The 27,000-nt window shown below is 34.6% G+C and carries 17 protein-coding genes and 2 pseudogenes; 14 read left to right on the top strand and 5 right to left on the bottom strand.

Annotated features, from left to right (window positions below):
* Positions 1-152: 152 nt before the first annotated feature.
* The 4 genes from BMZ76_RS00285 to BMZ76_RS00270 all read left to right on the top strand — a co-directional run bounded on the left by BMZ76_RS00285 (position 153) and on the right by BMZ76_RS00270 (position 5,508).
* Complete coding sequence (locus BMZ76_RS00285; RefSeq protein WP_091202372.1) at positions 153-1,967, top strand: hypothetical protein; 1,815 nt, start codon at positions 153-155, stop codon at positions 1,965-1,967.
* A gap of 130 nt (positions 1,968-2,097) precedes the next feature.
* Positions 2,098-2,439 (top strand): hypothetical protein, encoded by a 342-nt coding sequence (locus tag BMZ76_RS00280; protein WP_091202366.1) that lies wholly within the window; start codon positions 2,098-2,100, stop codon positions 2,437-2,439.
* Between the two features lie 135 nt (positions 2,440-2,574).
* Entirely contained in the window at positions 2,575-3,423 is an 849-nt protein-coding gene (locus BMZ76_RS00275) for a hypothetical protein (RefSeq protein WP_091203071.1), read from the top strand.
* A gap of 87 nt (positions 3,424-3,510) precedes the next feature.
* Positions 3,511-5,508, top strand: a complete 1,998-nt coding sequence (locus BMZ76_RS00270) for a TonB-copper family protein (RefSeq protein ID WP_244281719.1) — start codon at positions 3,511-3,513, stop codon at positions 5,506-5,508.
* Positions 5,509-5,668: 160 nt separating this feature from the next.
* Here BMZ76_RS00270 and BMZ76_RS00265 read toward each other — a convergent pair whose 3' ends face one another.
* The 3 genes from BMZ76_RS00265 to lysS form a co-directional block, all read right to left on the bottom strand.
* Positions 5,669-6,031, bottom strand: coding sequence for a DUF5615 family PIN-like protein (locus BMZ76_RS00265; protein ID WP_091202360.1), 363 nt, complete (start codon positions 6,029-6,031; stop codon positions 5,669-5,671).
* A complete protein-coding gene (locus BMZ76_RS00260) occupies positions 6,031-6,261 on the bottom strand; it encodes a DUF433 domain-containing protein (protein ID WP_091202359.1) in 231 nt (76 codons plus the stop codon). The genes BMZ76_RS00265 and BMZ76_RS00260 overlap by 1 nt, the downstream gene beginning before the upstream one ends.
* Before the next feature lie 95 nt (positions 6,262-6,356).
* The gene (gene lysS, locus BMZ76_RS00255) at positions 6,357-8,066 is read right to left on the bottom strand and encodes a lysine--tRNA ligase (protein WP_091202358.1); all 1,710 of its coding nucleotides are present in this window, start codon (positions 8,064-8,066) and stop codon (positions 6,357-6,359) included.
* A 265-nt stretch (positions 8,067-8,331) separates the two neighbouring features.
* Here lysS and BMZ76_RS00245 point away from each other — a divergent pair, with 265 nt between their 5' ends.
* The 3 genes from BMZ76_RS00245 to lipB all read left to right on the top strand — a co-directional run bounded on the left by BMZ76_RS00245 (position 8,332) and on the right by lipB (position 11,395).
* Entirely contained in the window at positions 8,332-9,057 is a 726-nt protein-coding gene (locus tag BMZ76_RS00245) for a hypothetical protein (protein ID WP_091202351.1), read from the top strand.
* Positions 9,058-9,330: 273 nt separating this feature from the next.
* Positions 9,331-10,440, top strand: a complete 1,110-nt coding sequence (locus tag BMZ76_RS00240; RefSeq protein ID WP_244281718.1) for a glutathione-independent formaldehyde dehydrogenase — start codon at positions 9,331-9,333, stop codon at positions 10,438-10,440.
* 223 nt (positions 10,441-10,663) lie between these two features.
* A complete protein-coding gene (gene lipB / locus BMZ76_RS00235) occupies positions 10,664-11,395 on the top strand; it encodes a lipoyl(octanoyl) transferase LipB (protein WP_091203070.1) in 732 nt (243 codons plus the stop codon).
* Here lipB and BMZ76_RS00230 read toward each other — a convergent pair.
* Positions 11,392-12,051, bottom strand: coding sequence for a ribonuclease HII (locus tag BMZ76_RS00230; protein WP_091202348.1), 660 nt, complete (start codon positions 12,049-12,051; stop codon positions 11,392-11,394). The two genes, lipB and BMZ76_RS00230, sit on opposite strands and share 4 nt — an antisense overlap.
* 199 nt (positions 12,052-12,250) lie before the next feature.
* On the opposite strand from BMZ76_RS00230, the gene BMZ76_RS00225 reads away from it, so the two are divergent.
* The 3 genes and pseudogenes from BMZ76_RS00225 to BMZ76_RS00215 all read left to right on the top strand — a co-directional run.
* Positions 12,251-15,355: a SusC/RagA family TonB-linked outer membrane protein gene (locus BMZ76_RS00225; RefSeq protein ID WP_091202347.1), complete on the top strand. Its 3,105-nt coding sequence runs from the start codon at positions 12,251-12,253 to the stop codon at positions 15,353-15,355.
* Between the two features lie 4 nt (positions 15,356-15,359).
* A complete protein-coding gene (locus BMZ76_RS00220; RefSeq protein WP_091202346.1) occupies positions 15,360-16,910 on the top strand; it encodes a RagB/SusD family nutrient uptake outer membrane protein in 1,551 nt (516 codons plus the stop codon).
* A 253-nt stretch (positions 16,911-17,163) separates the two neighbouring features.
* Positions 17,164-17,469: pseudogene (locus BMZ76_RS00215) on the top strand (lipoyl protein ligase domain-containing protein); the annotation flags it as partial.
* Between the two features lie 7 nt (positions 17,470-17,476).
* Here the strand turns inward: BMZ76_RS00215 and BMZ76_RS00210 are convergent.
* Positions 17,477-18,136: pseudogene (locus BMZ76_RS00210) on the bottom strand (ribonuclease HII).
* Between the two features lie 198 nt (positions 18,137-18,334).
* On the opposite strand from BMZ76_RS00210, the gene BMZ76_RS00205 reads away from it, so the two are divergent.
* From BMZ76_RS00205 to BMZ76_RS00190, 4 genes are all read left to right on the top strand, one after another.
* Positions 18,335-21,370: a SusC/RagA family TonB-linked outer membrane protein gene (locus tag BMZ76_RS00205; protein ID WP_091202345.1), complete on the top strand. Its 3,036-nt coding sequence runs from the start codon at positions 18,335-18,337 to the stop codon at positions 21,368-21,370.
* A gap of 11 nt (positions 21,371-21,381) precedes the next feature.
* A complete protein-coding gene (locus tag BMZ76_RS00200) occupies positions 21,382-22,821 on the top strand; it encodes a RagB/SusD family nutrient uptake outer membrane protein (protein WP_091202344.1) in 1,440 nt (479 codons plus the stop codon).
* A gap of 115 nt (positions 22,822-22,936) precedes the next feature.
* Positions 22,937-24,802: a S8 family serine peptidase gene (locus tag BMZ76_RS00195; protein ID WP_091202343.1), complete on the top strand. Its 1,866-nt coding sequence runs from the start codon at positions 22,937-22,939 to the stop codon at positions 24,800-24,802.
* 120 nt (positions 24,803-24,922) lie between these two features.
* On the top strand, positions 24,923-26,881 hold the full coding sequence (locus BMZ76_RS00190) for a putative porin (RefSeq protein WP_091202341.1): 1,959 nt from the start codon (positions 24,923-24,925) through the stop codon (positions 26,879-26,881).
* The last annotated feature ends 119 nt before the right edge of the window (positions 26,882-27,000 follow it).

The following is a 27,000-nucleotide window of genomic DNA, read 5'->3' as shown; positions in this document are numbered from 1 at the left end:
ACTGTAAAATTTTAAGGAATTTAAAATAATTTCAAATAGTACCCAGAATGGCTAAGGTATTGCAAGAATGAATATTATCGCATGATATTTATCAGTTTTTATGCGGTTTGTTTTTTCGATTTTTGTGGTTTATTTATTTAAATCATTTTAGCATGACAACATTTAAATCACTTCATACTTTTCATATCCCGGTGATGGGACTTGCTTACACGATTGATAGTCCGATACGAGTGGCGAAGTATGGAATTTCGTCCGTGATTTCAATTATGGATGATGAACTTATCGAAAAAATGAATGCTTTTTACAGCAAGAAATTCGATTTGCCTTATCAGGAAATTACCCAAAAAATACATGATTATCGCGCAGAACGCATTACTTCTTATTTGAATTTGGTAGACAAAATCGTGAAGGAAAAATTCGAAAATTTCAAAACGGAATTATCGGAAAGTAAATCAGCTTTGGAAAATTACATCGCTATGCTACCCAACAAATCAGAGATTAAAGCAGGCCTGCAAAACCTGATGGAGGACGGTTTTGCCTTCAAAGAAAATATCAAAAATTATCTGGAGAAGAATCTTTATCCGGGCGAAATTGATGTCAATATTATGACCAAACTGGATAAGGAAAATTTCATCAAAGAAGAACAGTTGCCAATTATTTTTAATGATGCGCATGCTGCGCTTCGTGGGTTTGTCAACAGTACATTAGAATCTTCGGTAGTTTTATCGGCAGGGATGAATCCAAGATTATACAGCTATTTCGAAAGTTTTTCGGATTTCTTCCCCGATTCGAATAACACTCTGAAAAAGAAAATCACGCTGAAGGTGAGTGACTTTCGTTCGGCGATGATTCAAGGAAATTTTTTAGCTAAAAAAGGACTTTGGGTTTCTGAATATCGAATCGAATCCGGTCTGAATTGTGGCGGACACGCTTTTGCCACCGAAGGCTATTTGTTGGGACCAATTCTAGAAGAATTCAAACAGAAAAAAGAGCAATTGATTCAATCTGCCCATGAGTTGATGGTGAAAGCATTGGGACAAAAAGAAATTCATGTTCCAGAACAGCCTTTGGATTTAATAATCACGGTTCAGGGCGGCGTAGGAACCGCTGAGGAACACGATTTTCTATTAGACCATTATGATGTGGATTCTGTGGGTTGGGGTTCACCGTTCTTATTGGTTCCTGAAGCCACTTCGGTAGATAAACACACCAGAGCATTATTGGCTGGAGCCAAAGAAGATGATCTGTATTTAAGTCATATTTCACCGTTGGGAATTCCTTTCAATACGTTGCGAGGAACGACAAATGAAAAATTGAAATTGAAACGAATTGAGCAAAGCAAAGCAGGAAGTTCGTGTCCAAAACGATTTTTGGCGTTAAGCAAAGAATACGATGTGAAAGGAATTTGTACGTCATCCAAGAAATTTCAGGACTTGAAACTGGAAGAATTGCTGCTTCAAAAAGACATTTTAACTGCTGAAGTTTTCGAAAAAAAGAAAAACAACATAACTGAAAAAGCTTGTCTTTGTGTGGGTTTAGCCAATGCTTCGTATCTTGAAAATGACATTGAAATAAAAGGGCAGGCGCAGGGTGTAATCATTTGCCCTGGACCTAATATGGCGTACTTTGACCAAGAAGTTTCACTCTCGAAAATGGTGCAGCATATTTACGGAAATACATCTGTATTGACGGTTACAAACCGACCAAATCTATTTGTGAAAGAGTTAAAAATGTATTTGGATTATCTTAAAAACGAAATCACTGCGGTTACGGAAGAAATAACTTTGGGACAAATTAAAAAATGGAATTCATTTAAAAATAATTTACTGCAAGGAATCGACTATTATGAAGATTTATTTTCAACAACTCCTTTTTTCGAAAGCAGTAAAACTGAAATTTTTAGTCAGTTCAATTCGTATAAAATTGAATTAAATGAGATTGAAATTCCCGAATTAAAATTGGCGTAAAGCCTTCAAGTATCTGGTTTTGAGTAGAATGATTTTATTTAAGATTATTCTATTCAAAACTATTTTTTAGCAAACAATCATCTAGTAATTTTGCACTGTGAAAAAAATAATATTCATAATTGTACTTATAATGCTTGTAAAGCCGATTCTTCCGGTTTTAGAGTATGTTGTAAATTATGAATACATTTCAAAAGTTCTTTGTATTAATAAGGATAAACCTAAATTGCAATGTAACGGAAAATGTCATTTGATGAAAGAACTGGCTAAGGCTTCTGATGCTGAAAAACCGCTTTCTTCAGATAAAAAAGGAAATGCTCCAATACTTGACGTACTTATTTTTGAGGAAATCAAATCTTTCGAAATTGTACCCGTTTGTTTTGGTACCAAAGAAAAAATAAACCCATACTATTCTAATTTATATGTTCACTTGAATAGTGCTTCTGTATTTCACCCACCCACTTTCATTTCTTAAATATTTGATGCACATCGTGTGCTTTTATTAATCCGTTTTATATGATGGATAAGTTTTTGTTTGCTTTTTTTGGAAATAAATAATCCAAAAATGGCATGCAAATCAATACTTATATTTAAAATAAAAACTAAAGAAATGAAATTTCAATTAAAAAATATACTAGCTGTAATGGCTATAGTACTCGCGTTTTCTTCATGTTCCTCAGATAGCGAAACTCCGGCCGTAAATGAATTGGCAGAACTGACCAAATTCAAAGAAATCACAAACACCACCCATACTGTCGAATTGTACGCTCATACGGGAGCTTTAGAACAAGGCTATAATGAAATCAGTTTGAGAATTAAAGACAATACAAGTGGGCAGTACGTAAAAAATGCAACTGTCAGTTGGATGCCATTGATGCACATGACTACGAAGACGCATTCATGCCCAAAATCGGAAGTTGAAAAAATGACTGCTGATGGAACTTTATACAAAGGAAATATTGTTTTTCAAATGGCTCAAAACGCTACGGAATACTGGGATTTAAAAATAGATTATACGATTAATGGAACTGCTTACACGGCAACTTCAGTGATTGATGTTCCGGCTTCGGCTAAACAAAGAGTGACTACTTTTACAGGTTCTGATAATGTAAGATATATTGTGGCCTATGTTGAACCACATCATCCAAAAGTGGCGCTGAACGATATTACCGTTAGTGTTTATAAAATGGAATCGATGATGAGTTTTCCAGTAGTTGATAATTTTAAAGTAAAAATTGATCCAAGAATGCCAAGCATGGGGAATCATGGTTCGCCAAACAATGTTGATTTAACGCAGTCTACTTTGGACAAATTATATCATGGAAAATTATCATTGACCATGACCGGTTTATGGAAAATTAACTTGCAGCTTTTGAACGCATCTGACGTTGTTTTGAAAGGCGAAACCATTACAGATTTAGTTCCGGCAAGTAGTATTTACTTTGAGATAGAATTCTAATTCTGTTTCATTTTCTTAACTAAAAAAGGTCAAAAAAACCAAATGTAATTACAGCTGTTCTTTTGGCCTTTTTTTAATTTTTCTATGATGAAAAAGAAATTATACGGTTTTGTACTCTTATGTTTCACTTCGATAACTCTCTGTGCACAAGACCAAGTTGCAGATACGGTCGTTCCAAAAAAATTAAATGAAGTGATTGTCATTGGAAAAAAAACCCAATTATATCAAAAACAAATCAAACCGCTGGCTACAGTGGAGGAGTATTTGCAACAGTCCGGAAAAGTTGGAATGATTAAAAGAGGCGGTTACGCATGGGAACCAATTATTAATAGTATGGCTACCGAAAGAACGTTGATTACTATAGACGGAATGCGCGTTTTTGGGGCTTGTACGGACAAAATGGACCCGATAACTTCCTATGTTGAGGTCTCCAATTTATCGGAAGCCACAATCACATCGGGACAGCTGGGCGGTTGTCATGGGGCAACTATTGGCGGAGCTATTGATTTAAAAAGAAATCGCAGCGGATTTATGAATTCCGGTTGGGATGTTTCACTGCATTCCGGTTTTGAAAGTAACGGCAATCAAAAAATTATTGGATCGGCACTCAATTACGCAAACAATCGTTTTTATATCGATACTGATTTTATGTATCGCGATGCCGAAAATTATTCAGCAGGAAACAATCAAGAAGTTTTGTATTCACAGTTTAGAAAATTCAATATTTCTGCCACTTCTGGTTTTTCTTTTGATGAAAATAAAATGTTGGAAGCTTCATTAATCTATGACAAAGCAACTAATGTGGGGTATCCGGCACTTCCGATGGATGTTTCTTTGGCGGAAGCTTTAATAACTTCATTGAAATTTGAATATGTGCCAAAGTCATCAAAAATTGAAAATTGGGAAACCAAAATTTATTACAACACGATTACACACATAATGGATGACAGCAAACGTCCTTTTGTACCTATTCGAATGGATATGCCAGGCTGGAGCGATACGTACGGATTCTATTCAAAAGCCAAAGGAGTTTATAAAAGACATCATTTTCTGGTCGATTTGAATTCGTTTTATAACCGTTCCATTGCCGAAATGACGATGTATCCGAGCGATCCAAAAGAAAGTTTGATGTTTATGTTTACCTGGCCGGATGTGCGAACACTTTATAATGAGGTGTTTATGGAAGATAATGTCATTTTGAACAGTCAATCCAGTTTGAGGTTTTCAGCTAGCATTGCGAATCATTTTAATAAAGTTGCCGATGATATAGGACTGGAAAGTTTGCAGATTTTTTATCCAAATATGAAAGACGGCAAAAATAGAATTTTAAAAAGCATTTCATCAAATTACGTGTACGATAAAAAAGGGTTTCAGTATGGATTTGGACTTGCTTATGGTGAGCGTGCTCCATCTGTTTCTGAGGGCTATGGATTTTATTTATTCAATAGTTTTGATAGGTACGATTATATTGGAAACCCGGAATTAAGAAACGAAAAATCATCAGAGGCGAATGCTTTTATTGGTTACAAAACCCAAAAAATAAGCACTAAAATCTCGTCTTCCTATTTTCACATCTCAAATTATGTTGTTGGTAAACCAGCTGAGAATTTGATTCCGATGACTATTGGCGCAAGCGGAATAAAAATCTACACAGCACTGGATTATGCTACTATTTTTAATACTGATTTGAATATCGAATACCAATTTGACAAGAACTTTAAGTGGTCAGGGCAATTGGTTTACAGCTATGGACAGGATTATAAAAAAGAGAATTTACCTTTTATAAGTCCGTTGCGGTATTCGTCAACGTTGCTTTATAAACTAAATAGATTCTCTTCTGAAATCGCGGTTCAGGGTAATGCAGTTCAAACACAATTTAGTCCTTTTTACGGAGAAGACAGAACGCCGGATTATGCGATTTTAAACTTCGCATCGAGTTATTCATTTCAGATTGATAAAAGCAAATGGAATGTAAAAGCAGGAATAGAGAATGTTTTAGATGCATATTATTCTACTTTTTCAGATTGGAACAATATTCCTCGTAAAGGAAGAAATTTCTTTTTGAATATTAGTTTTGGGTTTTAGAAAGTATCAGATTTATAGTTTGGAACAAAAATGGAGCTTCAATTGAAGCTCTTTTTTTCATGATTTTTTTTAAGAATGAATCACCAAACTATCAAATCAAATTTCAAAAAAACTACAAAAAGTACAAATTAGACAATTTTTTAAGTTTTGCATCAGTTTATTAAATAGTGGTCACCTTGATAAAATGGCTATCAATTTCAATCATATATTGATTATGGGTTTTGTTAATCGTTTCTATTTCACTGATAAAGTGATCAAAGACCTTAATTAATTGAGTATTTGAGATATTGCCTAAATTTATCTTTATTAATTTTTTTGGACTTTTTTGTACTAGGAACGAGTTTTTAAAATCAAAATCTTTCGTGATTAATATAAAATCGTTTAGGTCGGAAAATTTAGCAATAGTATTATCTGTTGTAAACCATTTATCTAAAATAGTATTGATATGAATGCATTCAAATCGTTGATTGTTGATGTGTTTTGTAAGTTTAATTGAAATATGTACATCACATAGAAATTTCATTAACTTACTTCTTTTAGAATATCTCCTGAAATCGATAATTTCGCATAATATAACGATGCTAAAATATCTTCTCTCTCTAATTCAGGATGATCGTCTAAGATTTCACTGGTTTCCATACCAGAACCTAACATATCTAATATTACTTCCACGGGCCATCTCATATTTCTTACGGTTGGCTTTCCGTGGCAAACATCGGGGTTTATTGTAATTCGTGAAATTAGATTTTCCATCTTGATTAATTTTACTCAAATATAAAGATAATATTCTATAAAAAAAAGGAGCTTCGATTGAAGCTCTTTTTTATAAATATATTTTTCGAATAAACTTATTCTTTCAATCTACAAGCTTTCACATCACCATTTACGACAACTTCGGTCAATCCTAAAGAAGATAAATTTTTCATGGCTTTGTCCCATTTTTTACCACTCAACTCCGATTTTATTTTTAAAAAACCAAACTCCATTTGGTTTTCATTTCCTTGTAATAACGAGACAATTAATTTCTCATCTTCTTCCAATTCAATTTTTACTTGTTTTTTCTCTGGTCGCATTTGAGGGAACAACAATACTTCTTGAATAGAAGCATTATTGGTCAGGAACATCATCAAACGGTCCATTCCAATTCCTAATCCGGAAGTTGGTGGCATTCCATATTCTAACGCTCTCAAGAAATCTTCATCGATAATTCCAGTAGCTTCATCATCTCCTTTTTCAGCTAATCTCATCTGCTCTTCAAAACGTTCTCTTTGGTCAATCGGATCATTCAACTCAGAATAAGCGTTCGCTACTTCTTTACCACAAACCATTAACTCAAAACGTTCCGTCAATTCTGGATTATCACGGTGTTGTTTGCACAGCGGAGACATTTCTTTTGGATAATCAGTGATAAAAGTTGGTTGAATATAATTTCCTTCGCATTTAGCGCCAAAAATCTCATCAATCAATTTCCCTTTTCCCATGGTTGCATCCACAATAATACCCATTCCTGTTGCTGCATCAAATAATTCAACTTCACTTTTTCCTGATATATCAAAACCAGTAAATTGTTTGATAGAATCAGTCATTGTAACTCTAGCATAAGGCGCTTTGAAGTTCACAGTGTGTTCCCCAAAAGTCGCTTCTGAAGTTCCGTTTACACTTATGGCGCAATGTTCCAACAAGTTTTCAGTGAATTTCATCATCCAGTTGTAGTCTTTGTAAGCTACATATATTTCCATGGCGGTAAACTCTGGGTTATGAGTTCGGTCCATTCCTTCGTTACGGAAGTTTTTCGAAAACTCATACACTCCATCAAAACCACCAACAATCAATCTTTTTAAGTATAATTCATTGGCAATACGCATGTACAAAGGCATGTCAAGCGCGTTGTGGTGCGTGATAAATGGACGCGCCGCAGCACCACCAGGAATTGGTTGTAAAACAGGCGTTTCTACCTCAAGATATCCTTTGTCATTAAAGAAAGAACGCATTGCATTGAACAATTTAGTTCTTTTGATAAACGTTTCCTTCACGTAATCGTTTACGGTTAAATCCACGTAACGACGACGGTATCTTTGTTCCGGATCAGCAAAAGCATCGTACGTTTTCCCATCAGCATCCGTTTTTACCACAGGAAGTGGTTTTAAGGCTTTTGCCAAAACCGTCAATCCATAAACATGAACTGAGATTTCACCAACTTGTGTTTTGAAAACCGTTCCGCGAATCCCAATAAAATCACCAATATCTAATAGTTTTTTGAAAACTACATTGTACATTGTCTTCTCTTCATCAGTCGAAATGTCATCTCTCGAAACATAGATTTGAATACGTCCTTCAGCATCTTTCAATTCCGCAAATGACGCCTTTCCCATGATACGCTTACCCATCAAACGTCCTGCTAAAACAACTTCCTTACCTTCGTACTTCCCGAAATCGGCTAAGATTTCGCTGGAATAGGCGGTTGTAATGAATTCAGCTGCTGGATAAGGCTCAATACCTAAATTGCGTAATTCGGTAAGTGCTTCTCTACGTAATATTTCTTGTTCGGATAATGCCATTATATTCTGATTTTAAGAGCGCAAAGATACTATATAAGTTTTAAAATTTAAAGTTTAAAATGTACCGTTTTTTGAAGCAGAATATTTCGTTTTTTCATGACGATTTGTCCCGCTATTCGCTCTATCTTTTTTTCTCGTTCGAAAAAACAAGAAAAAAAGGATGCCGCTGCTATCGGGGCTATGCAATAACTTTTATTTTTCACAGAAACATGAAAAATAGTACAAATCATCTATATTTGAAATCAAATTATTTCGCAAAAATCCAATGAAAAAATACATCACATTATTTCTAACAATATTCTTAACAAGTTGCCAAGTCACAGAAACCATGAATTTAAACCAGGACGGAACCGGGAATATAGAAATTAGCAAACTGCGTGAGGAACAAAGTTACATGCAATTGGTGGGAGAGGAATATTCCAAAGAAGATGTTTTTAAGGATACTACTTATGTTTTTAAGGATTTGATAACAAAACATTCCGAAACGTTTTCCAGATTGCCAGCTTTTGAAAAAGCCATTTTTGAAAAATTTAATACTGTAAAAGTGCATGTCAAGAAAAGTTCTTTTGAGAAAGAATTTCGCACAACAATCACTCAGAATTTTACTAAAATAGAGGAAGTTGCCGATTTACACAAAACCGAAGAATACGCAGATGATATAGAAAATAATTATGCATTGGTTGCCGAGGAGCATTATTACAGTGTGAATTACACTTTTAACGGAAGTGTTTTTAATAGGATAGTCAAAATTACAGATGCGATTGAATTAAAAAAACAGCAAGGCAAGATTCAAAGTTATAAAACGCAAGTTTCTAAATTCAGAATTACGCAAGACTATGTTTTAAAATATTATTTTCCTAAAAAAATAAAATCGGTTTCAAATTCAAAAGCAAATATTAGTGAAGACCGCAAATCCTTGGAACTACAATTTTCTTTAACTGATTGTTTACAAAATCCTGAAATCACTTCGTTAGAGGTGCTTTTAGAGTAATATTAATACTGTACTTTCTTATAAAAAAGGAACCATTAAAAAATACCATTTATTTTCACTCATATTTTCGCTTCCTAAAACTATAACACTATATTAACTAATTGATTTACAATAACTTAAAAAAATAACTATATCTTTAAATTTTTATTAAATTCCAAAAATGTATTGAAATAAAAAGGAATAAATACCTTAATCAATAAGTATAACGATTTAAATATAGATAGTATGAAAGCAATTGTTTATTACGGCCCGCTCGATGTAAGGGTCACAGAAATGCCGGATGCCGTAATTGAGCAACCGACGGACGTATTGGTAAAAATAACCGCAACTAATATTTGTGGATCTGATCTCCATATGTATCAAGGTCGAACCGATATGGAATCCGGAAGGATATTTGGACATGAAAATATGGGTAGAGTTGTGGAAGTGGGTAAAGCCGTGACTCAAATTAAAATTGGGGATATGGTCTGTCTTCCATTCAATATTGGATGTGGTCATTGCCGCAATTGTGAAAGTGGTTTAACGGGTTTTTGTCTTACAATGAACCCAGGATTTGCAGGTGCTGCTTATGGTTTTGCCGGAATGGGCCCTTTTAGTGGCGGGCAGGCTGAATATTTGCGCGTTCCTCATGGCGATTTTAATTGTCTCAAATTACCGGAAGACGCTGTTGAAAAAGAAAATGATTATGTAATGTTATCTGATATTTTCCCGACTGGATATCATGCTACTGAATTGGCATGTGTACAACCTGGTGATTCAGTAGTTATTTATGGCGCAGGTCCAGTCGGACTTATGGCAGCACATTCGGCAAGTATAAAAGGCGCTAGCCAAATAATGGTGGTTGATAATCACCCTGACCGATTGAAGCTTGCTGAAGAACTAGGTGCTATTGCTATTGATTTTTCGAAAGGTTCTGCTGTGGAACAGGTGCTGGAACTTACCAAAGGAATGGGTGCCGATAAAGGTTGCGAATGCGTAGGTTATCAGTGTTGTGATAAACATGGTACGGAGCATTCTAATATTACGATGAATGAACTCGTCCAAGCCGTGAAAGCAACAGGTTGCATCGGAGTTGTAGGGGTTTTTGTGCCAAAAGATCCGAAATCTAAAGAGGAATTACAAAAAGAAGGACACATGGATTTTGACTTTGGTCAATTTTGGATGAAAGGGCAAAAAATTGCCACGGGGCAGGCGAATGTAAAATCATATAACCGCCAACTTTCTACATTGATTTCTACTGGTAAAGCAAAACCATCATTAATTGTCTCGCATGAACTTTCATTAGACGAGGCTCCTGATGCCTACAAACATTTTGATGCCCGTGACAATGGATGGACAAAAGTGATATTAAAACCAGAGATGGTTACGGGTAAAAAATCATAAACTATTTAATTGTTTATTGTAGTAAGTACAAACTGGAACGTAAGTCTTAACAGCTTTTTGCTCGATTCCACGGAGGAATAAATGGATATTAATAATTCTATACAAATAGATTATTAATATCCATTTATTGTTCTTGTCATATAAATTGTGGTCTAATTTTCAAAATTCATATTTCAAACCTTTGTACCTTTGCTCCTCAAAACTTTTGGCATCTCAAAAAAAAATGAACAAAATCATCCAACTTAAAGATTTAGGAACTAAAGATTATAAAGAAACTTGGGAATACCAAGAAGAATTGTTTAAAGAAATAGTTGACTTAAAAATTAAAAACAGGAGAGAGGAAACGAGTTTACAAACGCCCAATTACTTCCTTTTTGTGCAACATCCTCATGTTTATACTTTGGGTAAAAGTGGTGATTTAAGCAATTTGCTTTTATCCGAAAAACAACTCGAAGCCAAAGGGGCTACTTTTTATAAAATCAATCGTGGAGGTGATATTACCTATCACGGGCCAGGTCAAATTGTGGGCTATCCAATTATTGACTTAGAAAATTTCTTTACTGATATTCATAAATACTTGCGTTTTCTGGAAGAAGCTATTATTCTTACCCTTCAAGAATACGGTATTGTTTGCGGAAGAAGCGAAGGGGAAACCGGAGTCTGGTTAGGTGTAGGAACGCCATTTGTTAGAAAAATCTGCGCTATGGGCGTACGTGCGTCCCGTTGGGTAACCATGCATGGATTTGCACTTAACGTAAATGCTGATTTGGGTTATTTTGACAATATTATACCGTGTGGGATTCGCGGTAAAGCAGTGACATCGTTAAATGTCGAGCTTGGAGTCGAAAAAGTAGATGAAGAAGAAGTCAAAGAAAAAATCCTGAAACATTTCTCCATTCTTTTTGAAGCGACTTTTGAGAAATCTGAAAAGGGTAAAAAGCAATCAAAAATCTAAATTCCTAATTTTAATTGTTCCGGTAACAATCGAAATGTCATTCGGTGGTATTTAGTGGTCCCAAATTTCCGAATTGCTTCACGATGTTCCTTGGTAGGATAACCTTTATTTTGTTTCCAATTATACATCGGGAATTCTTCATGTATCCGGTTCATATAATCATCCCGATAGGTTTTTGCTAATACCGAAGCAGCGGCAATACTCATAAATTTAGAATCTCCCTTTATGATACTGGCATTTGGAATTGAATTTAGGATTTCAATTTCCGCGTCAGTGAAAATTTTCCCTCCACGGTTTTTAATTCCGCCTTTAGGTATGAATGGACTGTTTCCGTCTACTATAATAGATTCCGGTCTTGGATCTAATTTAAGAATACTTTCCTGCATGGCTTTGATCGATGCGTTCAAAATATTAATTTGATCGATTATTAAAGGTTCCAGATGTGTTACTGCAAATGATATGGCTTGCTGCTCTATTATTGGTCTTAATTTTTCTCTTATTTTTTCCGATAACTGCTTGCTGTCATTTAATAATTCATTTTGGAAATTCACGGGTAATATTACAGCGGCTGCAGTAACAGGACCGGCCAGACAACCACGGCCTGCTTCGTCAGTTCCTGTTTCTAAATATGGTGTTAAAAAAAATGGACTTAACATTAAATTAATTTTGACAAAAATATTTTTTTTTATAGCGATATCAACATATAATAAGAATAAAGTATTAACATAGGAGAGGTAATCTATTATTTTTAGCAAAAAATTTAACAAATGTTAATTCTGTTATTTTTGAAATAAAGTTGTTTTTTTAAGAAATTATTATGATTTTTGCCAAATAACTAATTCAAAACAAATTAATATGAGATCAAAATTCAAATGGATTTTTTCGTTGCTGTTGGCGTTGTCAATGCAATTTGTGTTTGCACAAGAGAAAACGGTTACAGGTGCAGTTTCAGACGCTACCGGACCTATTCCAGGAGCAAACATTGTTGTTAAAGGTACAAATAGAAGTGCGCAAACAGATTTTGAGGGTAAATATTCCATTAAAGCAAGTGCGGGTGAAGTTTTGGTATTTTCTTTTGTAGGTATGAAGGACATGTCAGCAAATGTTGGAAACTCTTCAACGGTTAACATAAAAATGCTACAAGAGGATAACACTTTAGAAGAAGTTATTGTCGTAGGGTATGGAGTTCAGAAAAAGAAAGACCTTACTAGTTCTATTTCTAATATTAGTGGCGATGCTATAAAAGGTTTAATCACGCCTAGTTTTGAAAGTCAATTGGCAGGTAGAGCTGCGGGTGTTCAGGTTACTACCCAGAACGGGATTTTAGGTGTAGCACCGAGGGTGAGAATTAGGGGTGTAGCTACAATTAATAGTGGCACTCAACCTTTATATGTAGTAGATGGTTTACCAATATACTCTGGAGACATTGGAGGTTCTGCTGATACTAATGGTTTAGCCGATATTAACCCTAATGATATCGAATCATTTGAAGTACTAAAAGATGGTGCCGCGACAGCAATATATGGTTCAAGAGCAGCGAATGGTGTAATTTTGATAACTACAAAAAGAGGTAAAAAAGGTGCGATGAAAGTTTCTTACAGCAATGTCACAGGATTTGCTTCTGCAACAAAAACATTTGATTTACTTAAAACTGCTGACTTTTTGGTAATTAATAATGAAAAAAGAATAAATGCTGGACAAGCAGTTTGGGCAGCTGGTAGTAATTTTGACACTGACTGGCAAAGTGAGGTTTTAAATAAAGGTGCTGTTCAAACAGATCATTCTCTATCCTTTAATGGAGGTTCTGATAAGACTAAATATTTCATGTCATTAGGATACTCCACTCAAGATGGTATTGCGAAATCAAACAGTTTAGATCGGTATTCTCTTAGATCTAACCTTGAACATGAAATAACTTCATGGTTGACTGCTGGAGCTAATATTGGGGTTACCAAAACTAATACAGACGGATTAAATACAGGAAGAAACTCTATTTCAGGAAATATCTTTAGTGCAATAAGACAGTTGCCAAATACTTCTCCTTTTGATTCCAAAAACCCAACGGGTTATAATTTAAATGCTTCAGGAAATATTGGTCAGGGAACAAATCTTACTCAGGCTACGGACAATTTGTCAAATATTAGCTATGTATTAGCAAATAATAAATTTGAATCTAAAGTAACTAGAATTATATCCAGTGCTTTTTTATCAGCTGATATCGTTAAAGGTTTAAATTATCGTTTCCAAATTGGAGTTGACAACGCATCAACAAACGGATTTTTATATTGGAACCCGTTGCATGGTGACGGTCGTGGGACAAATGGACGTTTGAGTAACAATAATAATACTTTAACTCGCTGGAATGTTCAAAATATTTTATCGTACAATAAAACATTTGGTAACGATCATAACTTATCGTTAACCGCTGTTTACGAAGCTCAAAAAGAAAAGAATGAAAGTTTTTTTGCTACAGGAACTAATATAACTGATCCATTTTTTAATCAAAATGTAGTTACAGGAGCTTTTGGTACACAAGAATCAGGTGGCGGAGTTAATGAGGAAGGTATCATTTCTTATATTGGTAGAGCAAGCTACAACTACAAAAGTAAATATTTTATACAAGGAACTGTGAGACGAGATGGACTATCAAAATTTAATTCGGACATTCGTTACCAAAATTTCCCGGGAATATCCGGGGGTTGGAACATAGCCAATGAGGGTTTTATGGAAGATTTTAAAAGTGTCATTTCACAATTCAAAATTAGAGGATCGTACTCTTTAACTGGTAACACAAACGTAGGTAGAAGCAATTATCCTTACTTGAGTACTTATTCTCCTTCGTTTTATGGTCCAAATAATGGTATAGCATTTACAACTTTTGCTAACAGAGATTTGAAGTGGGAAACCAGTACTAAAATAGATTATGGAGTAGATTTAGCGCTGTTTAATAACCGTTTAACATTAAATTTTGACTATTTCAAAAACACTTCTGAAGATGTTGTGTTGCAATTTCCAATTGATCCATCTTTAGGTGTTCCAGGAAATGCAATAGATCGAAACGCTGCAAACGTTTTGAATAAAGGATACGAATTTGGATTAGATTACAGTGTTGTAAATAATAAAAATTTTAAATGGAACGTTAATGCAAATTTAACCTTGCAGAAAAACAAGGTTTACAATTTACCAAATAATGGTGCCGATATTATAGGTGGAAGTTCAGGAGATATAAATATTCAACCAAACATTATCATTCGTGAGGGAGAATCCTTAAATTCACTTTATGGTTTTACCTACTGGGGTGTAAATGCTGCTAACGGTAACCCGGTTTATTACAAGGCTGATGGTAGTTTAGTGCAAGGTAACATAGCCACTAGTAGCTATAGAGTTTTTAATCCAGCTGATCCTACTAACGTATCCGTTGTATCGTCTCTAACACAAGCTGATAAAAAAATCCAGGGAAATTCGCTTCCTACTTATTTTGGGGGATTTAATTCCAGAATGAGCTACAAGGATTTTGATTTTAGCTTTTTGATTCGTTTTAGTGGTGGAAACAAAGTTTTTAATGGTACTAGAAGAGATTTACTTAATTTAGGTTTGAGCAACAACAGCACAGAAATTCTTGGTAGATGGCAAAGTGTAACTAACCCGGGTGATGGAGTAACACCTAGAATAGTCGCTAATCAAAATCCATTTATTAATCAAGCAAGTAATCTAACAACTCGTTTCGTTGAAGATGCGGATTTTATAAGCTTAGACAATGTAAGTTTAGGGTATTCATTTCCAAAACTTTTGACGGAAAAAATAAGTGTTGAAGGGGTAAGACTATATGCTCAAGTTCAAAATTTATTCCTAATAACCAAATACAAAGGATTAGATCCTGAATTAGAAACTTCTGGAGTTGATTTAAACGGTACACCAAGAGCAAGAATTTTTTCAATTGGTATTAACGTAAATTTATAAAAAAATGAAAACATATTTAAAAATAGTAACTAGTCTAATGGTAGTAATGGGTTTATTTTCTTGCTCTGATGAGAAAATACTCGAACTAACTCCTATAAATGCAGTATCTGCCGATGTTGCATTCACAACGCCTACTTTGATAACGGCTTCAATGAACGGTATGTATAACGCGGCTTCGGTTGGTATTTTTAACAATACGGCAAACAACCCGAATAGTGGTCGAGGTTATATATGGGGTGCGGCTTTTGTTCAGCAAGGCGATAATAGAGGAGAAGATGTAATTAATTTAGCTGGATTTTACCAGTTAACATATACAGGTACATATGATGCTGGTACAGCAAACAATACCTATTATTTTGTGGATGGTTACAGATTAATTAATAGATGTAATCTAATTATAGAAGGTGTAACTGATGCAGTAAGTAAAAATGTTATTACAACTCAGCTTGGAAATAGTTACATAGCGGAGGCAAGATTTTTAAGAGCAATAACACATTTTGAAATGTTGAATTATTTCGCAAGGCCTTACAATTTTACTGTTGGTGCAAGTCACCCGGGTCTACCATACAGAGAGGTAGGTGTTGATACTGACGCGGAAGTAGATAGCGAAAAAGCGCAAGGAAGAAATACAGTTGCGGAATGCTACACCAAAGTTTTAGCTGATTTAAATTTTGCAGAGAGTAACCTTATCGGTACAAATAAATTTAGAGCAACAAAAGAAGCTGCTATCGCTTTTAAAACTAGAGTTTATTTGCAAAAAAGAGATTGGGATAATGTAATAGTTGAAGGGTCGAAATTGTCTGCTTTTTCTTTAGCTCCAACTCCTGCAGCTGCCTTTACTTTAGGTACGAATGTTGAGACTATTTTTTCAATTCAACACGGTGCTACAGCTGGTCAAAACCCAGGTGTGAATGGTGCTCTTGCGTCAATGTATAAAAATAGAGCATTAATCTGTATTAGTCCGATTATTTGGAGAGATCCAATTTGGTTAAATGATGACAAAAGAAGAGAAAATGGTGTGATGACAACAATTAATGCTGGCAATGTTTTAACAAACAAATATACTGATATTACAAATTCAACTGATCCTGCTCCAGTAATTCGTTTTGCAGAAGTTCTTTTAAATATGGCAGAGGCCAATGCTAGGAAAATTTCGCCAGATTTAACGTCTGCTTTAGCACAGTTGAATAGAGTTAGAAATAGATCATTAGCGGTTCCTGCTAGTCAAGCTTATACCGCAGCAAATTTTCTTACGGCAACAAATTTGGTTGGTGCAATTCTAAAAGAACGTAGAATTGAATTTATTTGTGAAGGAAGAAGATGGTCGGATATTCACAGATTACAAGGCGATAATTTATTCCCTATAGATGGAATTCCTGCAAAATTAGCAAATGGTAATCCTCCTGCGGGTTCTTTTACACTAGGAACGGCATATACAGGTCCAAGAACAAATGTGGCTATTCCAGGAAGCGATTTTAGATTCTTATGGCCAATTCCATTATTAGTAACAACAACTAATCCAATTTTAGCTGCTCAGCAAAATCCTGGTTGGTAAATTACATTTACAATTTAAATAGAGAAAATCTTCCCAGTCATTTTGATTGTGGAAGGTTTTTTTTTGTAAAATAATTAGATGGTTACAAAAGCATTTCCTTACTATTCGATAATAGATTTTAATTGTTCTTTCACTTTTTTTAATAATTATGTAATGTCGTTAAGAATTGTTTTCAAAAAGTTACATGGCAGTTTGTTGGCTTTTATAAGATTTATAAGAAATATACGGTCTTTTTCATGAATTTTTTTTCTACAGAAGCGAAGGGGAAACCGGTGTTTGGTTGGGTGCAGAAACTCCATTTGCCAAAAAAATTTGTGCTATGGGTGTTCCCGCTTCGCATTTGGTAACCATGCATGGATTTGCACTGAACGTAAATGCTGATTTGAGTTATTTTGATAATATTATTCCGTGTGGGATTCGCGGTAAAGCCGTAACTTCCTTAAATGTAGAACTTGGAGTCGAAAAAGTGGATGAAGCCGATGTAAAAACAAAAATTCTAAAACATTTCTCCATTCTTTTTGACGCAATTTTTGAGAAATCTGAAATCTCCAACCTTTAATCTAAAATCATAAATTAAATTTCAACTGTTCTGGCAACAAGGGAAATGTCATTCGGTGGTATTTTGTAACGCCATAAATTCGGATAGCTTCCCGATGTTCTTTGGTAGGATAACCTTTATTTTGTTTCCAACTGTAGATTGGGAATTCCCTGCGAATCTTATTCATATATTCATCCCGATAGGTTTTTGCTAATACGGAAGCGGCGGCAATACTTAAGAATTTAGCATCTCCCTTTATAATATCGGCATTTGGAATTGAATTTAGAATATCAATTTCAGCGTCAGTGAAAATTTTACCTGCACGGTTTTTAATTCCGCCTTTGGGTATGAATGGACTGTTTCCGTCTACTACAATATGAGCGGGTTTTGGATCTAATTTTAAAATACTTTCCTGCATCGCTTTTATAGATGCATTTTAATTATTGATTTCATTAATAATTAAAGGCTCTAAATGTGTTACCGCAAATGAAATGCATTGCTGTTCTAAAATAGGTCTTAATTTTTCTCTAGCTTTTTCGGATAACTGCTTGCTGTCATTTAATAACTCATTATGAAAATCAGATGGTAATATTACGGTTGCAGCAGTAACAGGTCCAGCAAGGCAACCTCGACCGGCTTCGTCAGTTCCTGTTTCTAAATGTGGTGTTAAAAAGAAGGGGCTTAACATTAAATTAATTTTGACAAAAATATAGCTTTATGTAATACTATAAACTCATAATATGTAGTAAATGTCAAAAAATAATGAGGTAATCTATTATTTTGAGTAGAAACTTTAACAAATGTTCGTTTCGTTATTTGTAAAATAAATTTGTTTCTTTAAGAAATTATTATGATTTTTGTCAAATAACTAATTTAATAAATTAATATGAGATCAAAGTACAAATGGATTATCACGCTATTTTTAGCGTTATCAATGCAGTTATCGTTTGCTCAAGAGAAAACGGTATCTGGAGTAGTATCTGATGCAACGGGGCCTTTGCCTGGTGTAAATGTTTCGGTAAAAGGGTCCAAGTTAGGAGTTCAAACAGATTTAGATGGAAAATATTCTATCAAAGCAAAAACTGGAGACGTTTTAGTTTTTTCTTTTGTTGGAATGACTGAAACTTCAAAAACAGTTGGTTCTTCAAACAATGTAAATGTTGCTATGCAGGATGGAGTGAGTTTGAATGAGGTAATTGTTCAAACTAATCTAGGGTATTATTCAAAAGATTCTAGGAAAGTGTCTTCCTCTGTTTCGACAGTTTCTGCAGATGAAATAGCTAAGCAATCGCCAGCGCTAACTATTCAAAATGCATTACAAGGGCAAGCAGCTGGGGTGCAGGTTACGGCTCAAAATGGGAAGCCTGGAGCTGCGGCTTACGTTACTGTTCGTGGTGCTGTTAGTATTACAGGAGGTACGGCTGAAGCTATTTATGTAGTTGATGGTGCATTTGTTAGCGGAACTGAAGCTTCTGCTTTGAGCTCGAATGATATCGAATCTGTTTCTATATTAAAAGATGGAGCTTCTGCTGCAATTTATGGTGTACGCGGTGGAAATGGTGTAGTAGTTATTACTACTAAAAAAGGTAAAAATGCAAAAGGTAAATTTCAGTTCAATAATTCAATTGGATTTACTCAAAAAATTGCTGATCCATTTGACATGATGAATGCAGACGAAAAAATCCGATATGAAGGTTTAATTGGTGCAGGTTCAACGACGGCAGCCACGGTAACTCCGGCAAGATTAGCATTATTGCGTTCGTATGATCACAACTGGCAAGATGACTTGCTAAGAAAAGGATTTGTGCAAAATAATAATTTTTCTTATTCAGGTGGTAATGATCAATTTACTAATTTTATGTCTGTAGGTTATACCGAGGATAGTGGAATTATAGACAAACTTAAAGGGTTTAATAGAATCACTGGTAGGTATAATAGTGAGTATAAGGCTAATGACAGAGTGAAGTTTGGTTTCAATGTTGGTGGATCATATGAGAAATTCAATGACTCAAGAGATCGTAACAATGCGCAAAGTCCAATTAGAGCAATGTATGACTATAATCCTTACGAGCCGTTTTATGCAAGAGATGCGACCGGAAATGTGATTAATGATGTTTTAGGAAACCCAGTTTTTAATACAAACTTATTAGCAGGATTCCCTATTCAAGAGGCGATTATTACTAACACGGAACAACGTCGATTTTTCAGATTATATGGACGTCCTTATGTAGAGTTAGGAATAGTGAAAGACTTGACATTCAAAACTCAAATGAATATGAACTACGAAAGATATCAGAGAGAGTCTTTCACAAAACCAGGTTCATTTTTAGATCAGATTGTTGGAGATGCTGCTGCTAGAGGTTCAAAGACTGATAATGGATGGGATTCGTTAGAGTATCAGTTAACTAACAGTTTGAATTATAAATATAGTATCAATGGTAAGCATAACTTTGAATCTACTGTTTTGTACGAGTACTTCAAATCTAACTTTAGATCATATACAATGACTAGAAAAGGATATGTAAATGGTGATTTGCCTACCGCAGGGACAGCCGTTATTGGAGTACCTGCAACTGGAAGATCTGAAAATGCGACTGTTTCTATCTTTGGTAACATCGATTACGATTTTGATAGTAAATATTTAGTATCGTTATATGGGAGACGCGATGGTTCATCTGTGTTAGGGACTAATAATAAATACTCATTTGCGAAGGGAATCTCTTTAGGATGGAATGTTACGAGTGAATCTTTTATGAGTAATGTAAAATGGTTGAATAATTTGAAGTTGAGAGCATCTTATGGTGAATTAAATTCAACTAACGGTATTGGTAGTTATACTGCTCAAAGTCTTTTTAGTACTTCACAATATGGTGGAGGTATCGGAACTGTATTAACAAATAGCACTGTTGGAAATAATAACTTGAAGTTTGAAAAAGCGGAGAAATACGAAATTGGTATTGAATCTGCAGTATTAAATAATTGGTTGACTTTCTCAGGTTCAGTATTTAAAGATAAAAGAAATGATTTTATCTACAGTGATAATACTACTGTTGGAACGGCCTTTTCAGCGCTTATTAATGCAGGTGACTGGACTTCTAAAGGAGCTGAAGTAGAGCTTAAGGCTTTTGCAATCAAAAATGCAAACACTACTTTGTCTTTTTATGTAAATGCTGCTGTTTTTGACAGAGAAATTAACGAGTTAAACCGTCCTGGAGATCCTAATAACCAACTTTCAAGAGGGTTAACATGGAATAAAGTAGGTCGTTCTCCTGATGATTTCTTCCTTGTACCTTACGCAGGAGTTAATCCTACTAATGGTCGTGCGACGTACACAAAATTAGATGGTACGGTTACGGATGTTTATAGTGCTGGAGACAGAGTTTTTACTGGTAAAACTCCATATGCCAAATACGAAGGTGGTTTTGGTATGCAGTTTGCTTACAAAGGGTTTGATATTTCTACTGATTTTGTATTTAAAGAAGGAAATTACACTTATAACTACATGTGGCAAAATATGACTGCAGATGGTGCTGCACCAAATAGAAATCAGGCTGTTGCTGCCTTTGATTTTTGGACTGCAACTAACACAACTGCTTCTTTGCCTGCGCCACAACAGAAGTCAGGAATTAACTCTAACCTTGAGTCAGATCGTTTCTTAGAAGATGCAAGCTACATTAGATTTAGAAATCTTAATATTGGATATAAATTTACTAAGAAAGCATTTTCTAATCTTCCTGTAGATGACGTTAGAATATACACTCAAATGCAAAACTTATTTACATGGAGTAAATTCAATGGTGATCCAGAGGTAGGAATCGGTAGTGCTGAAAGTCAAACAGGCTTATTAGTTCCTGGACAATTTGCATTATATTCTTATCCTAGTGTTCAAACATTCCTTTTTGGAGTATCAATTAATTTATAATTAATAAAATTATGAAAAAAATAATATATCTTGTTGCTTTATCTTTCGCATTAAATTCTTGCGATGATGAAGATATCACATTTGCACCTTACAACGCAGTCAGTGAGTCAATTGTTTTGCGTAATGCGGAAGATTTTGAGAATATGCTAAGGGGAGCGTACTCTTACATGATTAAAAATGGTGGTGACGGTGGTTACGGCTCTGAGTTTATCATAGACTCTGAAGTAATGACTGATAACCTAATTCTTAAAGTAGAAGGGCGTCAGACTAATGCTGGTGGTTTTAGATTGCAATCAGTGCCTAATAGTTCTCATTTTAATTATTATATTAGTGCCTATAGAGCTGCAGAAACAGCCACTAGAGTAATTGATAATATTGAGATCATTCCTCAAAATGCTGCTAGAGATAATATAGAAGGACAGGCCCGTTTTATTAGAGCGTTAAACAATTTTGACTTAGTTAGGATTTATTCTAAAATTCCTACTCAGGCAGCTGACGCTAATGCTTCTCTTGGAATGTATTATCTAGATGTTGTTGCCCCTTTTTCTAAACCAACAAGGCCGACTGTTCAAGATACTTACAAGAAAGTAGTAGATGATTTGCTTATTGCTGCTGACAAAATTGGTACAACTAATACAGTTGCCTCAGGAAAGGCTTCAAAGGCTGCTGTTTATGCCTTATTGTCTCGTGTGTATCTTTATTTAGGAGATTTCCCAAAGGTTATTCAATATGGAAATCTTGCTATTGCAGGTAATACTGTTTGTCCTAGAACGGGTTTTGTTAATCTTTGGAAAGATACAGATATAAAAGCCCCTGGTGTTTTATTTAAACTTAGGATAGATCAAGTTGATGCTGTTACACCTGGTGTTGTATACAATCAGACTGTAGCAAGTGGTATTCGTTCTGAGTACGTTGTACCTAAGAGCTTTTCAGATTTGTTTCAAACCACTGATATTAGAAAAGCTGCTTACATTCAGACAAGTGCTTACAATACCATACCTTATAATCACGTTATTAAATACCTAAGCCGTTTAACTGGTAATCCAGCTATTGTTGATATAAAAGTATTGCGTATAGAAGAAGTTTATTTAAACATGGCAGAGGCTCAGTATCGAATTAATGGTGGAGGTTTAGCATTTCTTGATGCGGTAAGATCGCAAAGATATGCTCCTTTTGTTTCTGGTAATGAAACGGGGCCTGCATTACTAAATGCTATTTTACTTGAACGAAGATTAGAACTTGCTTTTGAAATGGATCGTTTCTTTACATTAAAAAGATTAGGTTTGTCTATGGTAAGAAATGCTGTTGAAGGTGATTACGCTAGTGGTGCTGGTACCAAAGTTGAAACTACAGCTTTGACAATTCCTGCGGGCGATTTTAAATGGCAACTTCCTATTCCTCAATTTCAAAGAGATTTGAATAGTAATTTACAGCAAAATCCTGGATACTAATTTATAGATCTGGTATTTTCAAACAACCTCCCTTTTTTAACCATTTGGGAGGTTTTTTTGTTTCAAGTTTTTTAATAAATAATAGTATACTAAAGTCAATACTTAATTTTTATAAATGAAAAAAATATTATTTTGCATACTGATTTTTCAAATTTCTACTGCACAGACCATAGAAGAGCGAAAGAAAATTACACAGTCCTATGACAATGAACAAATCAATAATTTTATTGTTAAATTATCAGAAGCACAAAAGGAGCAAAAAAGAAAAATTCACAATTACAAGCTTCAGTATAGGTTGCTAGATTCGGAAACAAGTTCGCTCCAGCGTATTTATGATGGTGTACCTGTTTTTTACACAATTGAAAACGACGCTTCTGCTGCTTCCATTCGAGCAAATTCATTGCAACCTAACGGTGTTTTAGGTCTTAATTTAACAGGTAGTGGCATTACAGCTGGAGTTTGGGATGGCGGAAAAGTCCGGGGAACACATCAGGAGTTGTCTGGTTCAAAGGTTTCTTTTGGTGATGGAGCAGTGTCTCCTAGCGCTCATTCTACACATGTCACTGGTACCATAATTGGATTAGGTGTTGTTGCTAGAGCTAGAGGTCTAGCATATCAAGCAAAAGCAAAAACTTTTTTTTGGGATAGTGATGTTGAAGAAATGACAAGTTTTGGTGGTGAGGGGTATTTGGTCTCAAATCATTCATACGGTTATAGTATTACAAATTCTTTCGCGAGTGCCAGATTTGGTTATTATGATCAAACCTCGTCTGATTTTGATAAAATTTCAGAGGTTTTTCCGTACTATCAAATTGTTGTTGCAGCAGGGAATTCGCGAAATAGTGACCACCCACAAATAAATGCTAAAGGTGGTTTCGATATGCTTACAGGGGCAACCGTATCTAAAAATACAATTGTCGTTGCGGCTGTTAATTCAGTTTTAAATTATACAGGTCCAGCGAGCGTGACAATGAGTTCGTTTAGTAATTACGGACCTACTGATGATGGAAGGATTAAGCCAGATATCAGTGCTAAAGGAGTAGGAGTGTATTCATGCAACGGACCAAATGATAATACTTATGAAACGTTAAGTGGTACTTCAATGGCCGCTCCCGCAATCACAGGCTTAATTGTGTTATTGCAGCAGCATTATAATAATTTGAATGCTACATTTATGAAAGCTGCAACAGCTCGTGGTTTGTTGTGTCATACCGCAGATGAAGCAGGGTTTTCAATGGGGCCTGATTATTCGTACGGATGGGGCTTAGCCAATGGAGAAGAAGCTGCTAAATTGATTAGTTCAAACGGAAAGACTTCATTGATTTTAGAAACGAGTTTAACAGACAAAGTTGTTTTTACTAAACAGATCACTATTTCTTCTCCAAGGGCATTACATGTTTCTATAGCTTGGACTGATCCTGTTGCTTTGGGTGCTGTTGTTACACCAATCACAGCGGATAACAGGACAACTAACTTGGTCAATAATTTAGATCTTAAAATTATAAATGAATCTGGTACTGTTTATTTTCCTTGGAAATTGGATCCTACTTCTTTAAACAGTGCTGCTACTCAAAGTTCTGATAATAATGTTGATAACATAGAGAAAGTCTTTATTGAAAATGCACCAGCTGGAAAATATACAATCCAAGTAACAAACAAAGGTGCTTTATTATCAGGAACTCAAGATTTTACTCTTATTGCCGGTGGTTTAGATAATATGTTTTTATCTTCTTCAGATTTCGATAAGAACGATCTTATTAAATTTTATCCTAATCCTGTTCAAGAAAATCTTTTTTTTGATTTACCATCGTCTTTCGATCTTTCTGACATTGCAATTTATGATTTAACTGGGAGATTAATTCGTATTCTTAAATATCGACAAATAAACAATATCAAAGTTTCTGATTTGACTTCTGGGATGTATTTTGTCAAATTTATTAGTCCGGATAGAACCATCAATGTCAAGTTCATTAAAAAATAGATAGTATAACTTTTTTTAATAGTAAAAACATCCACTTCCTTGGATGTTTTTTTATTTGTAGCTATTTATGCTATACCTTTGTTTAATTATTTTTAAATCTATTAACAAGATTCCTTCCAGATGAGAATATTATTTTTGTTTTATTTTTTGGCATTACCAATTCTATTATTTTCTCAAAAAAAGGAAATTGGCAGCTTGAGTAAAAATAGTAAATACAATAGTTCTGATACAATTAAAAAAAGTATAAAAAAAACAGCCACCATCGATCTCTACAAGGTTATCACCATAGACAACGATACTACTTACATCGATACTTCTCTGACCATTCAAAAAGAATACAGTCATAACTATTTGCGAAAAGACATTTTTGGACTTCTGCCTTTTGCAAATGATGGACAAACCTACAATACGTTGCAGTATAGCTTAACCGATTTTTCACCATATCCTGAATTTGGTTTTAAAGCAAAACATTTTAATTTTTTAGAGGCGAATCAAATACGTTATTATTCCGTTGCAACTCCGGTGACCGAATTATATTTTAAAACCACTATAAAAAAAGGACAGTCTGTTGATGCTTTTATTACTTTAAATACTTCTGAAAATCTCAATTTTTCCATTGCCTATAAAGGTTTGCGTTCAGAAGGAGAATATCTCAACCAATTATCCAGTACGGGTAATTTTAGATTTACCACCAATTACAACACTAAAAACAAACGCTATTTTGCGAAAGCTCATTATACCTTCCAAGACATTCTGAATCAGGAAAATGGAGGAATCACGACCATTGAGAATTTTGAAAGTGAAGATCCAAACTATAACAACCGACAACGATTTGAAGTCTATTTTAATGACGCTAAGTCATTTCTAAAAGGGAAAAGAGTTTTTCTGGATCATAATTTCAGAATTAATTCTAAGAAAGGAGATAATAATCTATACGTGACACACCAATTTAATTACGAAAATAAGTTTTTCGAATACAATCAGGAAACAGTTCCATCAACCGTTGGTTCTGAGACGGTATATCGTTTTGGAAATTCTTTTCTGGACAGTGAAATTAATGACCAAACCCGTTACAATAAAATGTACAATAAAGTAGGATTAATATATGAGAATACTACTTTGGGAACTTTCCAGTTTTTTGTAGATGATTTCAGATCAAATTATTACTACAATAAGATACTTATCTTTGATAATCAAAATACGATACCAAGCTCATTTAGTCAGGAAATTAACAGTGCTGGGGGACAATACGAATACCGACGTAATAAGTGGAATGGTAAATTTTTATACTCAAGATCCGTAACTGCTCAATCGCTTTCTAATTTGGATACTAAAGTGCAATATGACCTGAATGATGAAATTCAACTTGCATTTCAGTATCAAAATATAAATAAACTGCCAAATAATAATTACAATTTGCACCAAAGCAGTTTTGTACAATACAATTGGTCAAATGATTTCAAAAATGAAAAAATTAATACAATCAAAGCAAATGCGATTTCTCCTTGGGTTGATGCCGAGTTGCAGTTGTCTGTTCTAAATGATCATTTGTATTTTACTGATGCATCAACTGCCCAACAAAAAGTTGATCAAACACAAATTGTTGCGCCGGCGCAATACAACGGAACCATAAATTATTTGTCGCTTAAAATCAGCAGAGAGTTTAAACTTGGAAACTTTGCTTTGGACAATACAATTTTATATCAAAAAACGGAGCAACAAGATGCAATTCTCAATGTTCCTGAAATTGTCACACGTAATACGATTTACTATACGAATTATTTGTTCAAAAAAGCCTTGTTTCTGCAAACCGGTATCTCGTTAAATTACTTTTCCAGCTACTATGCCAATGAATACAATCCGGTGGTAGGAGAGTTTTTTGTACAAAATGAAAAGCAAATCGGAAATCATCCTAATCTTGATTTCTTCATCAACGCAAAAATCCAAAGAACAAGAATCTATTTCAAAGCGGAACATTTTAATTCTGCTCTTATGGGTAACAATTTTTATGCGTCACCTAATAATCCATCGCGTGATTTCACGATTCGATTTGGTTTGATTTGGAACTTCTTCAATTAATTTATTAATAATTACAATTTTCCATATCGTTTTTTTTGGGCGTTTTATCGTGCTATCCGCTATATCTTTCCTTGCTTAAAAAAAGCAAGTAAAGGATGCCGCTGTTATGACGAACGCAA

It is taken from the genome of Flavobacterium xueshanense (assembly GCF_900112975.1).
Lineage (GTDB): Bacteria > Bacteroidota > Bacteroidia > Flavobacteriales > Flavobacteriaceae > Flavobacterium > Flavobacterium xueshanense.
Note: the sequence above shows the minus strand (reverse complement) of the source record. Positions and strands in the feature narration are given on the sequence as shown.

Excerpts from the sequence above, each read along its gene's own strand:
- BMZ76_RS00195 (WP_091202343.1), top strand. The coding sequence starts at position 22,937 with ATGAAAAAAATATTATTTTGCATACTGATTTTTCAAATTTCTACTGCA.
- BMZ76_RS00270 (WP_244281719.1), top strand. The coding sequence starts at position 3,511 with ATGAAAAAGAAATTATACGGTTTTGTACTCTTATGTTTCACTTCGATA.
- BMZ76_RS00190 (WP_091202341.1), top strand. The coding sequence starts at position 24,923 with ATGAGAATATTATTTTTGTTTTATTTTTTGGCATTACCAATTCTATTA.
- BMZ76_RS00275 (WP_091203071.1), top strand. The coding sequence starts at position 2,575 with ATGAAATTTCAATTAAAAAATATACTAGCTGTAATGGCTATAGTACTC.
- BMZ76_RS00280 (WP_091202366.1), top strand. The coding sequence starts at position 2,098 with ATGCTTGTAAAGCCGATTCTTCCGGTTTTAGAGTATGTTGTAAATTAT.
- BMZ76_RS00240 (WP_244281718.1), top strand. The coding sequence starts at position 9,331 with ATGCCGGATGCCGTAATTGAGCAACCGACGGACGTATTGGTAAAAATA.
- BMZ76_RS00260 (WP_091202359.1), bottom strand. The coding sequence starts at position 6,261 with ATGGAAAATCTAATTTCACGAATTACAATAAACCCCGATGTTTGCCAC.
- BMZ76_RS00230 (WP_091202348.1), bottom strand. The coding sequence starts at position 12,051 with ATGTTAAGTCCATTTTTTTTAACACCATATTTAGAAACAGGAACTGAC.
- BMZ76_RS00225 (WP_091202347.1), top strand. The coding sequence starts at position 12,251 with ATGAGATCAAAATTCAAATGGATTTTTTCGTTGCTGTTGGCGTTGTCA.
- BMZ76_RS00285 (WP_091202372.1), top strand. The coding sequence starts at position 153 with ATGACAACATTTAAATCACTTCATACTTTTCATATCCCGGTGATGGGA.
- BMZ76_RS00220 (WP_091202346.1), top strand. The coding sequence starts at position 15,360 with ATGAAAACATATTTAAAAATAGTAACTAGTCTAATGGTAGTAATGGGT.
- lipB (WP_091203070.1), top strand. The coding sequence starts at position 10,664 with ATGAACAAAATCATCCAACTTAAAGATTTAGGAACTAAAGATTATAAA.
- BMZ76_RS00245 (WP_091202351.1), top strand. The coding sequence starts at position 8,332 with ATGAAAAAATACATCACATTATTTCTAACAATATTCTTAACAAGTTGC.
- BMZ76_RS00205 (WP_091202345.1), top strand. The coding sequence starts at position 18,335 with ATGAGATCAAAGTACAAATGGATTATCACGCTATTTTTAGCGTTATCA.
- BMZ76_RS00200 (WP_091202344.1), top strand. The coding sequence starts at position 21,382 with ATGAAAAAAATAATATATCTTGTTGCTTTATCTTTCGCATTAAATTCT.
- BMZ76_RS00265 (WP_091202360.1), bottom strand. The coding sequence starts at position 6,031 with ATGAAATTTCTATGTGATGTACATATTTCAATTAAACTTACAAAACAC.
- lysS (WP_091202358.1), bottom strand. The coding sequence starts at position 8,066 with ATGGCATTATCCGAACAAGAAATATTACGTAGAGAAGCACTTACCGAA.